14 protein-coding genes and 2 tRNA genes are annotated in these 15,968 nt (G+C 66.6%); 7 read left to right on the forward strand and 9 right to left on the reverse strand.

What is annotated here, in order from left to right; genetic code table 11:
• The first annotated feature begins 18 nt into the window (after nt 1–18).
• The 4 genes from C6P61_RS05130 (at nt 19) to C6P61_RS05145 (ending at nt 4,818) form a co-directional block, all read left to right on the forward strand.
• Nucleotides 19–1,302, forward strand: a complete 1,284-nt coding sequence (locus C6P61_RS05130; protein ID WP_105728850.1) for an aspartate kinase — start codon at nt 19–21, stop codon at nt 1,300–1,302.
• Nucleotides 1,303–1,336: 34 nt separating this feature from the next.
• Nucleotides 1,337–1,429: transfer RNA gene (locus tag C6P61_RS05135), tRNA-Ser, on the forward strand.
• Between the two features lie 149 nt (nt 1,430–1,578).
• Nucleotides 1,579–2,808: a GGDEF domain-containing protein gene (locus C6P61_RS05140; protein WP_170067322.1), complete on the forward strand. Its 1,230-nt coding sequence runs from the start codon at nt 1,579–1,581 to the stop codon at nt 2,806–2,808.
• 78 nt (nt 2,809–2,886) lie between these two features.
• Nucleotides 2,887–4,818 (forward strand): 3'-5' exonuclease, encoded by a 1,932-nt coding sequence (locus C6P61_RS05145; RefSeq protein WP_105728852.1) that lies wholly within the window; start codon nt 2,887–2,889, stop codon nt 4,816–4,818.
• 388 nt (nt 4,819–5,206) lie between these two features.
• Here C6P61_RS05145 and C6P61_RS05150 read toward each other — a convergent pair whose 3' ends face one another.
• From C6P61_RS05150 to C6P61_RS05180, 7 genes are all read right to left on the reverse strand, one after another.
• Nucleotides 5,207–5,413 (reverse strand): hypothetical protein, encoded by a 207-nt coding sequence (locus C6P61_RS05150; protein ID WP_105728853.1) that lies wholly within the window; start codon nt 5,411–5,413, stop codon nt 5,207–5,209.
• Between the two features lie 154 nt (nt 5,414–5,567).
• Nucleotides 5,568–5,659 (reverse strand) — tRNA-Ser (locus C6P61_RS05155).
• A gap of 40 nt (nt 5,660–5,699) precedes the next feature.
• Nucleotides 5,700–6,995: a tryptophan--tRNA ligase gene (locus C6P61_RS05160; RefSeq protein WP_105728854.1), complete on the reverse strand. Its 1,296-nt coding sequence runs from the start codon at nt 6,993–6,995 to the stop codon at nt 5,700–5,702.
• Between the two features lie 43 nt (nt 6,996–7,038).
• Nucleotides 7,039–7,707, reverse strand: a complete 669-nt coding sequence (locus C6P61_RS05165; RefSeq protein WP_105728855.1) for a site-2 protease family protein — start codon at nt 7,705–7,707, stop codon at nt 7,039–7,041.
• A gap of 22 nt (nt 7,708–7,729) precedes the next feature.
• Entirely contained in the window at nt 7,730–8,362 is a 633-nt protein-coding gene (locus C6P61_RS05170) for an L-threonylcarbamoyladenylate synthase (RefSeq protein ID WP_105728856.1), read from the reverse strand.
• 34 nt (nt 8,363–8,396) lie between these two features.
• Nucleotides 8,397–9,269, reverse strand: coding sequence for a DMT family transporter (locus tag C6P61_RS05175; protein WP_105728857.1), 873 nt, complete (start codon nt 9,267–9,269; stop codon nt 8,397–8,399).
• The gene (locus C6P61_RS05180) at nt 9,266–10,123 is read right to left on the reverse strand and encodes a 3',5'-nucleoside bisphosphate phosphatase (RefSeq protein WP_105728858.1); all 858 of its coding nucleotides are present in this window, start codon (nt 10,121–10,123) and stop codon (nt 9,266–9,268) included. Before C6P61_RS05180 ends, C6P61_RS05175 begins: the two co-directional genes overlap by 4 nt.
• A 117-nt stretch (nt 10,124–10,240) precedes the next feature.
• Here C6P61_RS05180 and murJ point away from each other — a divergent pair, with 117 nt between their 5' ends.
• On the forward strand, nt 10,241–11,800 hold the full coding sequence (gene murJ / locus C6P61_RS05185; protein ID WP_105728859.1) for a murein biosynthesis integral membrane protein MurJ: 1,560 nt from the start codon (nt 10,241–10,243) through the stop codon (nt 11,798–11,800).
• A gap of 3 nt (nt 11,801–11,803) precedes the next feature.
• Nucleotides 11,804–12,655, forward strand: a complete 852-nt coding sequence (locus tag C6P61_RS05190; RefSeq protein ID WP_105728860.1) for a SirB1 family protein — start codon at nt 11,804–11,806, stop codon at nt 12,653–12,655.
• 3 nt (nt 12,656–12,658) lie between these two features.
• Here the strand turns inward: C6P61_RS05190 and C6P61_RS05195 are convergent, their stop codons facing one another.
• Entirely contained in the window at nt 12,659–13,732 is a 1,074-nt protein-coding gene (locus C6P61_RS05195; protein WP_105728861.1) for an asparaginase, read from the reverse strand.
• Between the two features lie 300 nt (nt 13,733–14,032).
• A complete protein-coding gene (gene purM, locus C6P61_RS05200) occupies nt 14,033–15,070 on the reverse strand; it encodes a phosphoribosylformylglycinamidine cyclo-ligase (protein WP_105728862.1) in 1,038 nt (345 codons plus the stop codon).
• A gap of 185 nt (nt 15,071–15,255) precedes the next feature.
• On the opposite strand from purM, the gene hda reads away from it, so the two are divergent.
• Nucleotides 15,256–15,942 (forward strand): DnaA regulatory inactivator Hda, encoded by a 687-nt coding sequence (gene hda, locus C6P61_RS05205; RefSeq protein WP_105728911.1) that lies wholly within the window; start codon nt 15,256–15,258, stop codon nt 15,940–15,942.
• Nucleotides 15,943–15,968 lie beyond the last annotated feature (26 nt).

A 15,968-nucleotide genomic window follows, 5' to 3' on the forward strand; every position in this document is an offset into this window, starting at 1 on the left:
ACCTACACCGTTTTCACGATGGCACTGATCGTTCACAAATACGGCGGCACCAGCATGGGCTCGACCGAGCGCATCCGCAACGTTGCCAAGCGTGTCGCCAAGTGGCACCGCGCCGGTCACCAGATGGTGGTCGTGCCCAGCGCCATGAGCGGCGAAACCAACCGCCTGCTGGGCCTGGCCAAGGAACTCGCACCGGCCAAGCCGGGCGCTGCCTATGGCCGCGAACTCGACCAGCTCGGCGCCACCGGCGAGCAGGCCTCGTCCGCGCTGCTGGCGATCGCGCTGCAGGCCGAAGGCCTGGAGGCGATCAGCTTCTCGGGCTGGCAGGTACCGATCAAGACCGACAGCAGCTACACCAAGGCGCGCATCGAGTCGATCGAGGATGTCCGCGTCAAGGCCGAGCTCGATGCCGGCAAGGTCGTGATCATCACCGGCTTCCAGGGCGTCGACCCGCTGGGTAACGTGACCACGCTCGGTCGCGGCGGCTCCGACACCTCGGCCGTGGCCGTGGCAGCGGCGCTCAAGGCCGACGAATGCCTGATCTACACCGACGTCGACGGCGTCTACACCACCGACCCGCGCGTGGTGCCGCAAGCCCGCCGCATGGAGCGTGTCAGCTTCGAGGAAATGCTCGAGATGGCCAGCATGGGCTCCAAGGTGCTGCAGATCCGCTCGGTGGAGTTCGCCGGCAAATACCGTGTCCCGATGCGCGTGCTCTCGAGCTTCACGCCCTGGGACATCGACCTGAACGAAGAAGCCCGCTCGGGCACCCTGATCACTTTCGAGGACAACGAAGATATGGAACAAGCCGTCGTTTCCGGTATTGCCTTCAACCGCGACGAGGCCAAGGTCTCGGTCCTGGGCGTGCCCGACACCCCCGGCATCGCCTACCAGATCCTGGGCGCGGTCGCCGATGCCAACATCGAAGTCGACGTCATCATCCAGAATGTGAGCAAGGACGGCAAGACCGACTTCAGCTTCACCGTCAACCGCAACGACCTGGCCAAGACGCTGGACCTGCTGCAGGAACAGGTCGTGCCCAAGCTCGGCGCCACCGAAGTGCTCGGCGACGCCAAGATCTGCAAGGTCAGCATCGTCGGCATCGGCATGCGCAGCCATGTCGGCGTCGCCAGCCGCATGTTCCGCTGCCTGAGCAACGACAACATCAACATCCAGATGATCTCGACCTCCGAGATCAAGACTTCGGTCGTGATCGACGAGAAGTACATGGAGCTGGCCGTGCGCGCGCTGCACCGCGAGTTTGACCTCGACCAGCCGCAAGATTCTCTGGCCAAGGCCTGAAAATCACGTTTTTTGAGGCATAATAGATGCTTCTGGAGCGGTGACCGAGTGGCCGAAGGTGCTCCCCTGCTAAGGGAGTATGGGGTGTAGAGCCTCATCGAGGGTTCGAATCCCTCCCGCTCCGCCAAGATAAAGCCCAAGTGATGCAAGTCACTTGGGCTTTTTTCTGTCTGTGCCGATCCCAGGTCTGGCGCCAGGGTGAGTGCCGCGCACGAATGCGGGCAGAATGCCCGGATGGATGTCAATGTTCCAAGTTTGCTGGTGGCGATCATCGTGATGAGTGCGACCCTGGTGCTTCCGGTCGCGCTGGTACCCTTGCGCCAGCATCCCGAATTGCGCACCTGGGCCTGGGCGCTCGGGGCCAATACGCTGGCCTATGTGCTGTTTGTGCTGCGCGGCCAGGTCAGCGATCTGTTGTCGGTCGTGCTCGCCAATGTCGCGGTGGCGCAGACGCTGGTGCTGTTTTACCTGGGCATCTGTCGCTTCCAGCAACGCGAGCCATCGCGCTGGCTCAGCGTTGCGCCGGTGCTGCTGGTCGGTGCGAGCTTCCCCTTGCTGCTCGACAAGCTGCCGCTGCGCGTCATGCTCGGCTGCTCGGTCTATGCGGCGCAATCGCTGGCCTGCGTCGTCATCCTGGTCCGGTGCCGAGAGCAGACCATCGGCAGAGGCCAGTATCTCCTGATGGCTGGCTTCACCCTGGCGACGCTGGTTTCGCTGTTCCGCATCGGTGCTGCCGCGAGCGGGTATATGGAACTGCTGTCGATCCTGCTGACCAATCCCGTGCAGGTCACAACCTTTCTGGTCCTCATCGTCGCGCTGATCCTGTTTGGCACTGGCCTGGCGCTGATGGTCCATGAGCGCAGCGAGTCGCAGCTCGCGCGCCAGAGCGGACTGCTTGAGCAGCAGAACCGGCTGTTGCAGCAGTATTCCAACAGGCTCGAGGCTGCCAACCTCAGCCTGACCGAGCTTTCGATCACCGACAGCCTGACCGGCCTGGGCAACCGCAGGCATTTCGACGAAGTGCTGCGCACCGAATGGGAGAGGGCCCGGCGCGGCGGCAAGCCGCTCGCGCTGCTGCTGATCGACATCGATTGCTTCAAGGACTACAACGACTGCTACGGCCATCAGGCCGGCGATGATTGCCTCATGAAGGTCGCAACCGTACTGCGCACCAGCCTCAGGCGCGCGGGCGACCTCGCGGCGCGTTACGGTGGCGAGGAGTTCGCCGTCGTGCCGGTCGATGCCGATCTCGAGCAGGCCCGTCAGCTCGCCCAGGCAATTTGCCGTGCCGTCGCAGCGCAGGCACTGGCTCATGTCCGCTCGCCGCATGGCCGGGTCACGGTCAGCATCGGTGTCGCCGCCCTCGTTCCATCCCTGGATGCGCAGAGCGAGCCCGAAGCACTGATCCGGCGTGCCGATGCTGCGCTGTACCGCGCCAAGGAGGGCGGGCGCAACAAGGTCGAGGTCGATCGCCTGCCTGCCCGCTGCGTCAATGCCCCGTCGTGATCCAGCCGTCCTCCAGCAGGCTGGTGCAGCGCTTCAACAATAATCAAGACTTCACCGACCATTGACTCAGAGGCACCGATGAGCGCGGCTCCCCCGATTGTCATGACCCGCGAGCAGAGCGATATCTGCGCCTGCACCCACCCGCGTATCCTGGTCGAGGCCAATGCGGGTGCCGGCAAGACCACGACCGCGGCGATGAAGATCGCCCGCCTGGTCGAGCAGGGCGCCAACCCGTCCCGGATTCTGGCGCTGTCCTACACCGAGCCCGGCGTCCAGGCCTATCTGGCGGCCTTCGAGCGGCTGGGGCTCAAGCCCGAACTGGCCCGTGCCATCCGGGTCGGCACGCTGGAGGATTTCTGCGCAGCGCGCCTGAAATGGCTGGAGAACTGGGTGGTCGAGCGGCTGAACCGGGCTGAGCAGGTGCGTCCCGCGGTACTGGCTGCGATCGCCAGCGCGCGCGAATCGGTCTCGGGCCGGTACGCGGGCGAGTTCGCGCTCGACGGCAGCGGTGAATTCGCGGTCGAGGGCTTGCTCGACGAATTTGCCCAGATCAAGGGTTCGATGCAGTTGCTGCGCCAGGAGGAGGGCTTTCGCATCACCCCGGACAGCGCGGGCGAACTGGGGCGCGATTTCACGACGCTGGCGGTCTACCATTGCTACGAGTCGCAGCGCTGCCACTTCGTCGATCCTGCCGGCGAGCCGCGCGTGAAGTTCCGCTATGCCGGCGACGCCACCTACGACCTGGCACGCATCCTGGCATCGGATGACCCGTCATTCAGCTGGGAGCGGCACCCGCTGCGGCTCAAGCTCGATGCGGTGATCCTTGACGAGATGCACGACAGCAACTGGGCCATGTTCACCGTGCTGCAGGCCTTGCTGGCCGTCAACGACGGGGTGCAATTCCTGGGCGTGGGCGATCGGGACCAGGTCATTCACGCCCGCGACGGTGCCGATGCCTATTTCATGGGGCCGGGCTTCGCGGCCTTCATCGGTGAGCCGCAGCGCCTGCCGCTGACCGAGACCCGTCGCTTCGGCGCCGGGATCGCGCAGCCCCTGGCCCGCCTGGCGCACAAGCCCTATCCCAGCCATGCCGCGCTCCAGTCCAGGGTGGAAATACGCCAGGCCGGCTCGGCTGCCGAGCTGATCGGCTGGATCAACGACGCGCTGACCCGGCGCCCGGGCTTGCGCCCGGATTCCCCGCGTTCGCAACTGGCGCTGCTGCTGCGTCATCCCAGTGCTGCGACCGAACTCGAGCATGGCTTGCGCCGGCAGGCGATCCGCTACCAGAGCGTCGGCTTCACCAGCTACCTGGAGCGACCGGAAGTCCTGTTCGTGCGCCTGCTGTTCGCGGCGGCCGTCAGGCTGCCGGATCAATTCCGCTCCGCGCTGCTGGCGCCGGCCAAGCGGGCGGCCTGGGAGTTCATCGGCGGCGTCGTGCTCGATGCCGACGCGGCCCAGACCGCCCAGGTCGTCGAGCAGGCGTCCGAGGCCAATTTCGCCGAGTTCGTGCTGCCCGCCCTGCTCAGACAGACCCCGCACCAGGCCGCGAGCCGGCAGGTGCAGCAGGCCATGCGGCTGGCGGCTTCCGACCGGATCGAGGATCTGCCGCGCGCCATTGCCGCGCTCGACATCCGCCAGCTCGCGCGCCGGGTCTTTGTGCAGGTCGAGGCTGCCGAGGACAGCGAGCGCTCGCTGCAAGGACTGGTGCGAGCGAGCCAGTCCTATGCCTCGATCAGCGAGTTCCTGCGTAGCCTGCTGGCGCATGACTATGATGCCCATGCCGAAAAATGGGCTGGCGAGCGCATCATCCTGTCGAGCATCGAGGCGGCCAAGGGACTGGAGTTCGAGCATGTCATCATTCCCGACCTGAACCGGAGCGATTTCGATGGCGAGCGGGCCGACGAGCGCAACCTGTTCTATGTCGCGGCCTCGCGCGCCAGGCAGCAGCTGACCCTGGTCCATCGCCCCGGCCAGGCCAGCAGCTATCTGCGCCATTTCGTGTCGAACTGAGGCTGGATGACGAGCCCGCAAACAACAAACCCGCACTGAGGCGGGTTTGTTACTGCTTGACTAGCAGGAGGATATCCCCGTCAAGACGGGGCAGGGCCTTGCGGCGTTCGGTTCAGTGATAGAGACTACTTGCGAAGCGGACCTCCTTTGCCAAAACCTGTCAGCATCAGCCTGCCCCACTGGTGTGGACGGCACGATCAGGAAAGAAATCACCGTTTGGTTCCATTTCTTTACCGGAGCCTGCCACTTGCGCTTGCACTCCGGACCTGACGCTTTTCACTATACGCTGACTGTGACAAGTCGCAAGCGATGTCCATGACAGGAGTCGGGTTTCTGCCTGGCTCGGGGAGTCGGACTGGTTCGCGCCGCCAACCTGAAAAGGGTGAGGTCAGTTGTCGCTGCTGTCGAGGAACTCGGACAGGCGATGATTGAGCCCGCCCCAGACGCTGATGCTGGCGAAATATTCGGCTTCTGCGCATTCCCGCTGTGCCGCCTGGTTGCCGGCCAGGCCGGTCTTCCTGCCGTGACGGACCAGGGGTTGCAGCTTCCACACGGTTTTGTGGCTGGAGGTGGCTGGCCTGTGCTTCTGATTCATGGCTGCTGCTGGATCTCTGATGCTGGGAGGGGGTGTCTCTTGAGAGACTGATCTGATCAATTATCCCGCACCATTGTGATAACGATGCCGGCGACAAAAAGCAAAAAAGCCAGCATTTCTGCTGGCTTTTCCGGACTTTGCAAGTCCTTGAATTTGGCGGAGAGATAGGGATTCGAACCCTAGATACGGTATGAACCGTATACCGGATTTCGAGTCCGGCGCATTCGACCACTCTGCCATCTCTCCGTGTCGAAGCCACTATTCTAGCAGCATTTCGCGCCGTTTTTCAAGCGGCGTCGCGCAAGACTTGCAAAGCTGCATCGGCTTCGGCCGCGCTGGCATCTTCGGCGACGGCTGCCATCGCGTGCAGCGCCGCGCTGGCGCTCCAGCCCTGGGCCTTGAGCTGGGCGATGGCCGCACCGCACTCCTTGGGCGAGGCATAGCCCAGGCTTTGCAGCAGCAGGCGGCCCTTGGCATCGGCGAGCTTGAAGTAGAACTGGCCATCCTTCTCGCGGTACTGCTTGAAGCTCGGCAGCGCGGCCTTGTCGGCCTTGGCCTTGGTCTCGACCGCGGCCTGCAGCGGGCGCAAGCCGACCGCATGGCGCAGGCGCGCAGCAAACGGCGTCGCGACCGCGCGTGCCTTGATGGCGCCGGCCTGCAGCAGTTCCTCGACCCGCTCGGGGTGGGCCATCAGCTCCTCGTAGGTCGCGCGCATCGGGGCGATCTCGGCATCGATGCGCTCGAACAGCCGCTGCTTGGCGTCGCCCCAGGCTATGCCGTCGGCATAGGCCTGGGCGAAGGCCGAGCTTTCCTCGGGCGTCGCGAAGGCCTGGTAGATCTGGAACAGCGCCGAGCCCTCGGTGTCCTTGGGCTCGCCGGGCGCCTTCGAGTCGGTCACGATGCCCAGGATGAGCTTCCTGAGCTGTTCACGCGGCACGAACAGCGGGATCGTGTTGTCGTAGCTCTTGCTCATCTTGCGGCCGTCGAGGCCGGGCAGGGTGGCCACCGACTCCTCGATCGCTGCTTCGGGCAGCACGAAATGCTCGCCGTACTGGTGGTTGAAGCTGGCCGCGATGTCGCGCGCCATCTCGATATGCTGGATCTGGTCGCGGCCCACCGGCACCTGCTGCGCGTTGAACAGCAGGATGTCGGCCGCCATCAGCACCGGGTACATGAACAGGCCGGCGGTCACGCCTTCGTCCGGTTCGGCGCCCGCCGCCGCGTTGCGGTCCAGCATCGCCTTGTAGGCATGGGCCCGGTTCAGCAGCCCCTTGCCGGTCAGGCAGGTCAGCAGCCAGGTCAGCTCGGTGATCTCGGGGATGTCGGACTGGCGGTAGAAGGTGACCTTGGCCGGGTCGAGGCCGCAGGCGATCCAGGTCGCGGCGATCTCGAGCGTCGAGCGTTGCACGCGCGCCGGGTCGCCGGTCTTGATCAGCGCATGGTAGTCGGCCAGGAACATGAAGCTTTCGACATGGCCAAGCCGGCTGGCGCGCACGGTCGGGCGCACGGCGCCGACGTAGTTGCCGAGGTGGGGCGTGCCCGAAGTGGTGATGCCGGTCAGAACGCGCAGGGGAGAGCTCATGGGAAGGAAAACGGTGCTTGGAACGAAGGAGAGGAGGGCCGGATCAGAGCAGCAGCCAGCGCAGCGGACTGAGCAGCAGTCCGATCGCGATCTTGCTCAGCGCGATCAAGGGGTCGAGCCAGAGGCTGCCGACGATGCCGCTGATGACCAGTGCCATCACGATGAAGAAGCCCCAGGGCTCGATGCGCGAGACGGCGACGGCCTGTTTCCAGGGCAGCAGGCCGACCAGGATGCGCCCGCCGTCGAGCGGCGGCAGCGGAAACAGGTTGAAGGCGAACATCACGAGGTTGACGTTGAAGCCGGCCACGCACATGCCGAGGAAGAAGCGCTCGTGCACGCCGAGCGCATGCAGCAGCATCAGCAAGGCGCCCCAGGCCAGCGCCTGCACGAAGTTGGAACCCGGTCCGGCCAGTGCGACCCAGACCATGTCGCGCTTGGGATTGCGCAGCCGGCCGAAATTGACCGGCACCGGCTTGGCATAGCCGAACAGGAAGTGGCCGCCGGTCGCGAAATAGAGGATCAGCGGCATCAGCAGGGTGCCGACCGGGTCGATATGCTTGATCGGGTTCAGGGTCACTCGGCCCTGGGACCAGGCCGTGTTGTCGCCGAAATGGCGCGCGGCATAGCCGTGCGCGGCCTCGTGCACGGTGATCGCGAACAGCACCGGCAGGGCGTAGATCGCAACGGTCTGGATGATTTGGGCGAAGTCCATGCGCTTATTGTCGCAGGCGGGCTCAGAGGCCGAGCGCGGCCAGCGGGCCGCGACCGGTCCGGATCACTTCGGGTTCCTCGCCCGACCCCATCGGGGTCAGGTCGATCACGCTGGTCGGTTCGAGCGAGCAGGCGCCGGCGTCGATCACGGCTGCCAGTTCGGGCAGGCGTTCGCGGATCTGCTGCGGGTCGTTCAGCGGCTCTTCCTCGCCGGGGGGAATCAGCGTGCTGGCCAGCAGCGGCGCGCCGTGCAGCGCGAGCAGCTCCTGCAGCGCCCGGTGCTCGGGCACGCGCAGCCCGATGGTCTTGCGCGAGGGGTGGCTGACGCGGCGCGGCACTTCCTTGCTGGCTTCGAGGATGAAGGTGTAGGGACCGGGCGTGCCGAGCTTGAGCAGCCGGTACTGCCGGTTGTCGACCCGTGCGTAGCTGGCCAGCTCGCTGAGGTCGCGGCACAGCAGCGTCAGGTGGTGCTTGTCATCGACGCCGCGGATGCGGCGCAGCCGCTCGACCGCCGACTTGTCGTCGAGGTGACAGACCAGCGCATAGCTGGAGTCGGTCGGCACGGCGAGCACGCCGCCTTTTTCCAGCAATTGCACCGCCTGCTTGAGCAGCCGGGCTTGCGGGTTCTCGGGGTGGACTTCGAAATACTGTGACATCTGGCGATTGTCCCACTTGAGCTCACGGTCCGGGTCAGACTTGTCGTGGCAGGCGTGCCGCCAGCCAGGCTGCCGTGGCGCCGCAGACCGCGATCAGCGCGATGCCGGCCATTTCGAGCCGGCCCGGCACATGGGCGAACACCAGCCAGCCGGCCAGCATCGCGAAGCCGATCTGGGCGTAGAGGTAGGGCGCCAGCGTGGCGGCCGGCGCGCGACCGAAGGCCGCGCCGAGCGCGAAATGGCCCAGCGTGCCGGTGGCACCCGTCAGGCAGAGCAGGGCCCAGGTCTGGCCGTCGGCCGGCGTCTGCCAGATCCAGGGCAGCGCCGCGGTCAGCACCAGCGCTCCGCCCCAGCCGGAATAGAAGTTCAGCGTCATCGCGTGCTCGGTGCGCGCCATGCGGCTGGTCAGGATCTGGTAGACCGAGTTCGCCAGCGTGCAGCCCAGTGGCAGCAGCAGGGTCCAGCCCGCCGTGGCGCCGCCCGGTTGCGCCACCAGCAGCGCGCCGCAGAAGCCGCCCGCGACCAGCAGCCAGCGCAGCGCGCTGACCTTTTCCTTCAGGAAGGTGGCCGCCAGCAGCGTCGTCACCATCGGCGTCAGCATGATGATGGCGGTGAACTCGCCCACCGGCATGTACTTGACGCTGAAGAAGCCCAGCAGGCTGGTGCTCAGCAGCAGCGCTGCGCGCAGCAGGTGCAGGCGCGGATGGGCGGTCTGCAGCGAGCGCCAGCCGCGCGTGGGCAGCACCACCGCGCTCATGACCAGGGCCTGGAACAGGTAGCGGAACCAGATCGCCATCAGCACCGAGATACCCAGGCTCAGGTACTTGACCGAGGAGTCGAGCGTGGCGAAGCAGGCCACCGCCAGCAACAGCAGGGCGATGCCCTGCAGCGGTCGGGCGGCGCTCATGCGGTCTGGATGCGGTCGGCCAGCAGCTCCCAGACCGGGGTCAGCCGGCCTTCGAGCAGCGGCAGGTCGCCTAGGTCGATCCGGCTTTCGTCGGGGCTGTGGAAGTCGCTGCCGCGCGAGGCGGCCAGGCCGAACTCGAGCGCGAGTTCGGCGTACTTGGGGTATTCGCTCGCAGCGTGGCTGCCGCAGACCACCTCGACGCCCTGGCCGCCATGGGCCTTGAATTCGGAGAACAGCGCGTATTCCTGGGTCGGGCTCTGGTCGTAGCGCGCCGGGTGCGCGATCACGGCGACGCCGCCGGCCTCGCGGATCCAGCGCACCGTGTCGCCCAACGCGGCCCAGCGGTGCGGCACGAAGCCGGGCTTGCCGTCGGCCAGGTATTTGCGGAACACCTCGTTGTTGTCGCGGCAGACCCCGGTCTCGACCAGGAAGCGCGCGAAATGGGTGCGCGAGATCAGTTCGGGGTTGCCGGCGTACTTGAGCGCGCCCTCGTAGGCGCCCGGGATGCCGACCTTGGCCAGCCCTGCACCCATTTCCTGCGCCCGCTCGCCGCGCCCGCCGCGCGTGCGCTCCAGGCCGCGCACGAGTGCGTCGTTTGCGGGGTCGAAGCCCAGGCCGACGATATGCACCGTCAGGTTGCAGAAGGTGACCGAGATCTCGACTCCGGTCAGGTAGGGCAGGCCCAGCGCGAGCGCCGCCGTGCGGGCGCGCTGCTGGCCGCCGATCTCGTCATGGTCGGTCAACGACCACAGCTCGACCCCGCGGGTCTTGGCGCGTTCGGCCAGGATTTCGGGCTCCAGCGTGCCGTCGGAGACGGTGGAGTGGCAATGCAGGTCGGCGTTGAGGATGGTCACCGGCTCATTTTAGTGCTGCATGGCAACATCGGGTCGGTCGCCGCTGCGACGGTCGGGTTGGCAGCAGGGGCTTGTGCGCTGCCAGGGCCGCCGGTGGCGACGGCTACACTCGCTGGCGTGTCACTGTTCAAATCCGCCTCACTCGTCTCCCTGCTGACCCTGGCCTCGCGCATCACGGGTCTGGCGCGGGAATTGCTGATCGCCTCGAGCTTCGGCGCCAGCGCGCTGACCGACGCCTTCAACGTCGCCTTTCGCATTCCCAATCTGCTGCGGCGCCTGTTCGCCGAAGGCGCCTTCAGCCAGGCTTTCGTGCCGGTGCTGGCCGCCAGCCGCGCCAAGGACGGCGACGACGCGACGCGCCAGCTGATCGACCAGGTCGCGACCCTGCTGGCGGTCGCGTTGACCTTGACCTGCATCCTGGGCGTGGCCGCCGCGCCGGTGCTGGTCTGGCTGATGGCCTCGGGCCTGCAGCAGGACCCGCATGGTTTCAACGTTGCGGTGGTGCTGACGCGCTGGATGTTTCCCTACATCGGCTTCATGTCGGGGGTCGCGCTGGCCGCTGGCATCCTGAATACCTGGAAGCGCTTCGCGGTGCCGGCGGCGACGCCAGTGCTGCTCAACCTGTCGATGATCGCGGCGGCGGCCTGGGGCGCGCCCTGGTTCGCCAGCCTGGGCATCGAGCCGATCTTCGCGCTGGCCGCCGGCGTGCTGGGCGGCGGCATGCTGCAGCTGGGCGTGCAGCTACCGGCCTTGAAGAAACTGGGCCTGCTGCCCCGGCTGCGCCTGAACCTGGGCGGGTTGCGCGCGGCCTGGGCCCATCCGGGCACGCGTCGCATCCTGGCCTTGATGGCGCCGGCGCTGCTGGGCGTGGGCGTGGCGCAGATCTCGCTGCTGATCAATACCCAGATCGCCTCCCATCTGCGCACCGGCAGCGTGAGCTGGCTGACCTATGCCGACCGTTTGATGGAGTTCCCGACTGCGATGCTGGGCGTGGCACTCGGCGTGGTGCTGCTGCCCCAGCTGTCGGCGGCCCGGGCCTCGGGCGATGATGCGCGCTACAGCGGGTTGCTCGACTGGGGCCTGCGCTGGGTCGTGCTGCTGGCGCTGCCCTGCGCGGTCGCGCTGCTCTGCTTTGGTCAGCCGCTGGTCGCGGTGCTCTACCACTATGGCGCCTTCCAGGCCGTCGACGTGCAGCAGACCCAGCTCGCGCTGACTGGCTATGGCGTCGGCCTGCTCGGGCTGATCGCGATCAAGGTGCTGGCGCCGGGCTTCTATGCCAGCCAGGACATCCGCACCCCGGTCCGGATCGCGGTGGTGGTGCTGGTTTGCACCCAGCTGTTCAACCTGCTGCTGGTGCCGTTCCTGGCACATGCCGGGCTGGCGCTCTCGATCGGACTCGGTGCGCTGCTCAATGCCGGCTGGCTGCTGATCGGGCTGCGCCGGCGCGGCGCCTACCAGCCGCAGCCGGGCTGGCGCCGCTTCCTGCTGCAGGTCGCTGCCGCCAGTGCCTTGCTGGCGCTGTATCTGGTCTGGGCCGCCAGTGCGCTCGATTGGCTGGCGCTGGGCAAGGCCGAGCGCGTGCTCTGGCTCGCGCTGGCGGTCGTCGGTTCGGCGCTGCTGTATTTCGCTGTCCTGCTGGCGACCGGCCTCAAGCTGCGCCAGTTCGTGCGCCGATAAGCCATGCTGCCGGCCTTTGAACTGCCGACTCCGCTGGGTTATTTCGCCACGCTGGTGCGCGAGGACCCGGGCTTTCCGCTGCTGGAGGCAACTGCTGCGGTCGCGCTGGACGAGTATCCCGAGCTCGACATCCAGCAGCTGCTGGGCCAGGTCGATCAGATGGCGCGGCGGCTGCAGCGCCGCCTGCCGGCCGATGCCGGACCGTTGGAGCGCTTGCGCCGGCTCAATCAGTTCTTCTTCGGCGATCTGGCCTTCGGCGGCAATGTCAACCATTACTACGACCCCGACAACAGCTACCTGAACCGGGTGCTCGAGCGCCGGCGCGGCATCCCGATCACGCTCGGGGTGTTGTGGCTCGAGCTCGCGCAGGGCCTGGGCCTGCAGGCGCGCGGGATCAATTTTCCGGGCCATTTCCTGGTCAAGGTCAGCCTGGTGCAGGTCCAGGTCGTGATCGATCCCTTCACCGGTCAGTCACTGGGCCGCGAGGACCTGTCCGAACGGCTAGAGCCGTTCCGGCGCCGCCATGGCCTGGTCGACGAGTTCGAGCCGCCGGTCGGGCTCTATCTGCAGTCGGCGCCGGAGCGCGAGATCCTGGCCCGGGTGCTGCGCAACCTGAAGGACATCCAGCGCCAGGCCGGCGACTGGCCGCGCCTGCTGCAGGTGCTCGAGCGGCTGGTGATCCTGCTGCCCGAGGACTGGAGCGAGCGGCGCGACCGCGGGTTGACGCTGGCCGACCTGGGGCGTATCGACGAGGCCAGGGCCGATCTCGAGATCTATCTGCTCCAGGCCGAGGATGCGCCCGACCACGACCTGATCGCGCAGCGGCTGGCGCAGCTGCGCGGTGGTGGGGCCTAGCGCTCAATACTCCCAGAAGATGCGCTGAAGTTCCTTGCTGTCCTGGGTCTTGGTCAGGGCTACGGCGGCCAGGATGCGGGCCTTTTGCGGGTTCAGGTCATGCGCGACCACCCAGTCGTACTGGTCGTCGGGCTGCTCGGCATTGCGCAGCACGAAGCCGCCGGCATTGACATGCGAGGAGCGGATGATCTGCACGCCCTGGCTGCGCAGCTCGCGCAGCGCCGGCACCACCCGGTTGCTCACCGAGCCGTTGCCGGTGCCGGTGTGGATGATGGCCTTGGCGCCCTGGCCGGCGAAGGCGCGGTAGGCGGTGTCGCTGACGTTGCCGTGGCCATAGGCGATATCGACTGCCGGCAGGGTCTCGATCTTCTCGATGTCGAACTCCGAGTTGATCGTGTGGCGCTTGGCCGGCAGGCGGAACCAGTAGTTCTTGCCCTCGACGACCATGCCCAGCGGGCCCCAGGGGCTCTTGAAGGCCTCGGTCTTGATGTTGATCATCTTCGACACGTCACGACCGCTGTTGATCTCGTCGTTCATCGTCACCAGCACGCCCTTGCCGTGCGCGTCCTGGCTCGCCGCGACGTTGACCGCGTTGAACAGGTTCAGCATGCCGTCGGCCGACATCGCCGTGCCCGGGCGCATCGAGCCGACCACGACCACCGGCTTGTCGCTGTGGATGACCAGGTTGAGGAAATAGGCGGTCTCCTCCAGCGTGTCCGTGCCGTGGGTCACCACCACGCCATCGACATCGCTTTGCTTGAGCAACTGGGCGACACGCTTGCCCAGCGTCAGCAGGTGTTCGTTGGTGAAGCTCTCCGAGGCGATCTGGAACACCTGTTCGCCCCTGACCTGGGCCACGGCCGACAGCGTCGGAAGACCGGCGATCAGCTTGTCGACCGGCACCTTGGCGGCCTGGTAGGTGGCGCTCTTGGAGGCATCGGCACCGGCGCCGGCGATCGTGCCGCCGGTTGCGAGGATGACCACGTTCGGCTTGTCGGCGGCCCAGGCCGTCGAGAGCGCGGCGAACAAGGTGGTGGCAGCGATGGCGCAACGCGCCAGCAAACGATGATGCTTCATGATAGGGTTTCCTTCAGTCTGGGTGCGGGTTTCCGGGATCGGGGCGAAGCCGATCGCCGACTTGGCTGCCTTTCTTGAAGCAAGCAGCGTGCCAGCTGTAAGGTTGTTGTATGGATTCTTGACTGCCGATTTCCAACCGAAAATTCATTGACCTCGATCCGGGAGGTCGGATTTCCGAGCCTGGGGTGGCCCCAGACCGTCACCAGGTCGGCAGTGCGCACCCCGCTGGCGCGTGCTTGTCGCCAGGACATGAAAAAAGCCCGTTGCCGGGCCTTTCGTGAGTGGGGGAGGGGGCTGTCTTCAGGCCACGACGACCTGCTCGCCCGCGCCTTGCTCGGCGATGCGGCCGATCTCGTAGACGTTTTCGCCCAGCTCGCGCAGCGTCGCTGCGGTGGCAGCGGCTGCTTCAGCGGCGACGACGACGACCATGCCGATGCCGTTGTTGAAGGTGCGGTTCATCTCGATGTCGTCGATGCCGGCCGTGGCTTGCAGCCAGGCGAACAGCTCGGACTGCGGCCAGCTGCCCTTGACCAGCTGGGCGGCGGTGCCTTCGGGCAGCACGCGCGGGATGTTCTCGAGCAGGCCGCCGCCGGTGATGTGCGCCAGCGCCTTGATCGGGTGCTGGGCCAGTGCGGCCAGCACGTTCTTCACGTACAGGCGGGTCGGCGCCATGATGGCCTGCTTGAACGGCTGGCCGTCCAGGGTGGCCGGGACCGTGCCCTGGCTCTCGGCGCGCTCGATGCACTTGCGCACCAGCGAGAAGCCGTTCGAGTGCACGCCGTGCGAGGCCAGGCCCAGCACCACGTCGCCCGGCTTGACATTCTGGCCGGTCAGGATCTTGGACTTCTCGACCGCGCCGACCGCGAAGCCGGCCAGGTCGTATTCGCCGGCCGGGTACATGCCCGGCATTTCGGCGGTTTCGCCGCCGATCAGTGCGCAACCCGACAGCTCGCAGCCCTTGGCGATGCCGCCGACCACGGCCGCTGCGGTATCGACGTCGAGCTTGCCGCAGGCGAAGTAGTCGAGGAAGAACAGCGGCTCTGCGCCTTGCACCAGCACGTCGTTGACGCTCATCGCGACCAGGTCGATGCCGACGGTGTCGTGCATGTTCCACTCGAAGGCCAGCTTGAGCTTGGTGCCCACGCCATCAGTGCCGGAAACCAGCACCGGCTCCTGGTAGCGCTTGGGCACTTCGAACAGCGCGCCGAAGCCGCCAATGCCGGCCAGCACGCCTTCGCGCATCGTCTTCTTGGCCAGCGGCTTGATGCGCTCGACCAGCGCGTCGCCCGCGATGATGTCCACGCCGGCGTCTTTATAGGAGATAGGAGTCGTTGTCATGTGGGTAAGCCCGATAGAATTTGCGAGATTTTACGGCCGAGCCGCCATGTCCATCCACAAGTTCCCATGCAACTGAGCCGCAGCCGAGTCCGTTTCCCGGCCTGGCGCTGGCGTGGGGCAACATTTTTCGACCGGTTTTGCCTGCTTGCGGTCATCGACCGCCAACCCTCACTGACGCCATGACCATGCGGCAACTCGTGTTGGACATGGGCCTGGCGCCCGTGCCCTCCCTGGAAAATTTCGTTGCCGGGCGCAATGCCGGCCTGCTCGAACACCTGCGGGTCTGGTCGCGCAATCCGATGCGCTCGCCGGTGCCGACCTTCATCTGGGGCGGCGCCGGCAGCGGCAAGAGCCATCTGCTGCAGGCCACCTGCGCGGCGCTGCGCGAGCGCGGCGTGCCGGTTGGCTGGATCGACCCGAACGTGATGGCGCCGCCCGAGTTCGACGAGGGCTGGGGCGCGGTGATCTTCGATGATTGCCACCTCTACACCGAGGTCCAGCAGGCGATGGCCTTCAACTGGTTCATCAACGTCCAGTCGCCACGGCGCGGCGCGGCGCGCTGGGTGTTGGCTGCCGCTGACCGCCCGCCGGCCGACCTCGCGCTGCGCGAGGACCTGCGCAGTCGCCTGGCCTGGGGCGATGTGTTCCAATTGTTTCCCCTGGACGACGCCGAGCGCCGAGCCGTCCTGCGCCGCGCCGCCGACCTGCGCGGCGTGTTCCTGAGCGACGAGGTGATGGACTTCATGCTCAACCGTTTCTCGCGCGACCTCAGTAGCCTGATGCTGCTGCTCGAGACGCTGGACGGTTATGCCCTGCGCACCCAGCGCGCCATCACCATTCCCTTGATCAAGGCCATGCTCGAAAACGAGTAAGGCCAACCGACAAAGACCTGCCCGCC

It is taken from the genome of Malikia spinosa, assembly GCF_002980625.1.
Taxonomy (GTDB): Bacteria; Pseudomonadota; Gammaproteobacteria; order Burkholderiales; family Burkholderiaceae_C; genus Malikia; species Malikia spinosa.

Excerpts from the sequence above, each read along its gene's own strand:
- C6P61_RS05130 (WP_105728850.1), top strand. The coding sequence starts at position 19 with ATGGCACTGATCGTTCACAAATACGGCGGCACCAGCATGGGCTCGACC.
- C6P61_RS05140 (WP_170067322.1), top strand. The coding sequence starts at position 1,579 with ATGAGTGCGACCCTGGTGCTTCCGGTCGCGCTGGTACCCTTGCGCCAG.
- C6P61_RS05145 (WP_105728852.1), top strand. The coding sequence starts at position 2,887 with ATGAGCGCGGCTCCCCCGATTGTCATGACCCGCGAGCAGAGCGATATC.
- C6P61_RS05150 (WP_105728853.1), bottom strand. The coding sequence starts at position 5,413 with ATGAATCAGAAGCACAGGCCAGCCACCTCCAGCCACAAAACCGTGTGG.
- C6P61_RS05160 (WP_105728854.1), bottom strand. The coding sequence starts at position 6,995 with ATGAGCTCTCCCCTGCGCGTTCTGACCGGCATCACCACTTCGGGCACG.
- C6P61_RS05165 (WP_105728855.1), bottom strand. The coding sequence starts at position 7,707 with ATGGACTTCGCCCAAATCATCCAGACCGTTGCGATCTACGCCCTGCCG.
- C6P61_RS05170 (WP_105728856.1), bottom strand. The coding sequence starts at position 8,362 with ATGTCACAGTATTTCGAAGTCCACCCCGAGAACCCGCAAGCCCGGCTG.
- C6P61_RS05175 (WP_105728857.1), bottom strand. The coding sequence starts at position 9,269 with ATGAGCGCCGCCCGACCGCTGCAGGGCATCGCCCTGCTGTTGCTGGCG.
- C6P61_RS05190 (WP_105728860.1), top strand. The coding sequence starts at position 11,804 with ATGCTGCCGGCCTTTGAACTGCCGACTCCGCTGGGTTATTTCGCCACG.
- C6P61_RS05195 (WP_105728861.1), bottom strand. The coding sequence starts at position 13,732 with ATGAAGCATCATCGTTTGCTGGCGCGTTGCGCCATCGCTGCCACCACC.
- purM (WP_105728862.1), bottom strand. The coding sequence starts at position 15,070 with ATGACAACGACTCCTATCTCCTATAAAGACGCCGGCGTGGACATCATC.
- hda (WP_105728911.1), top strand. The coding sequence starts at position 15,256 with ATGCGGCAACTCGTGTTGGACATGGGCCTGGCGCCCGTGCCCTCCCTG.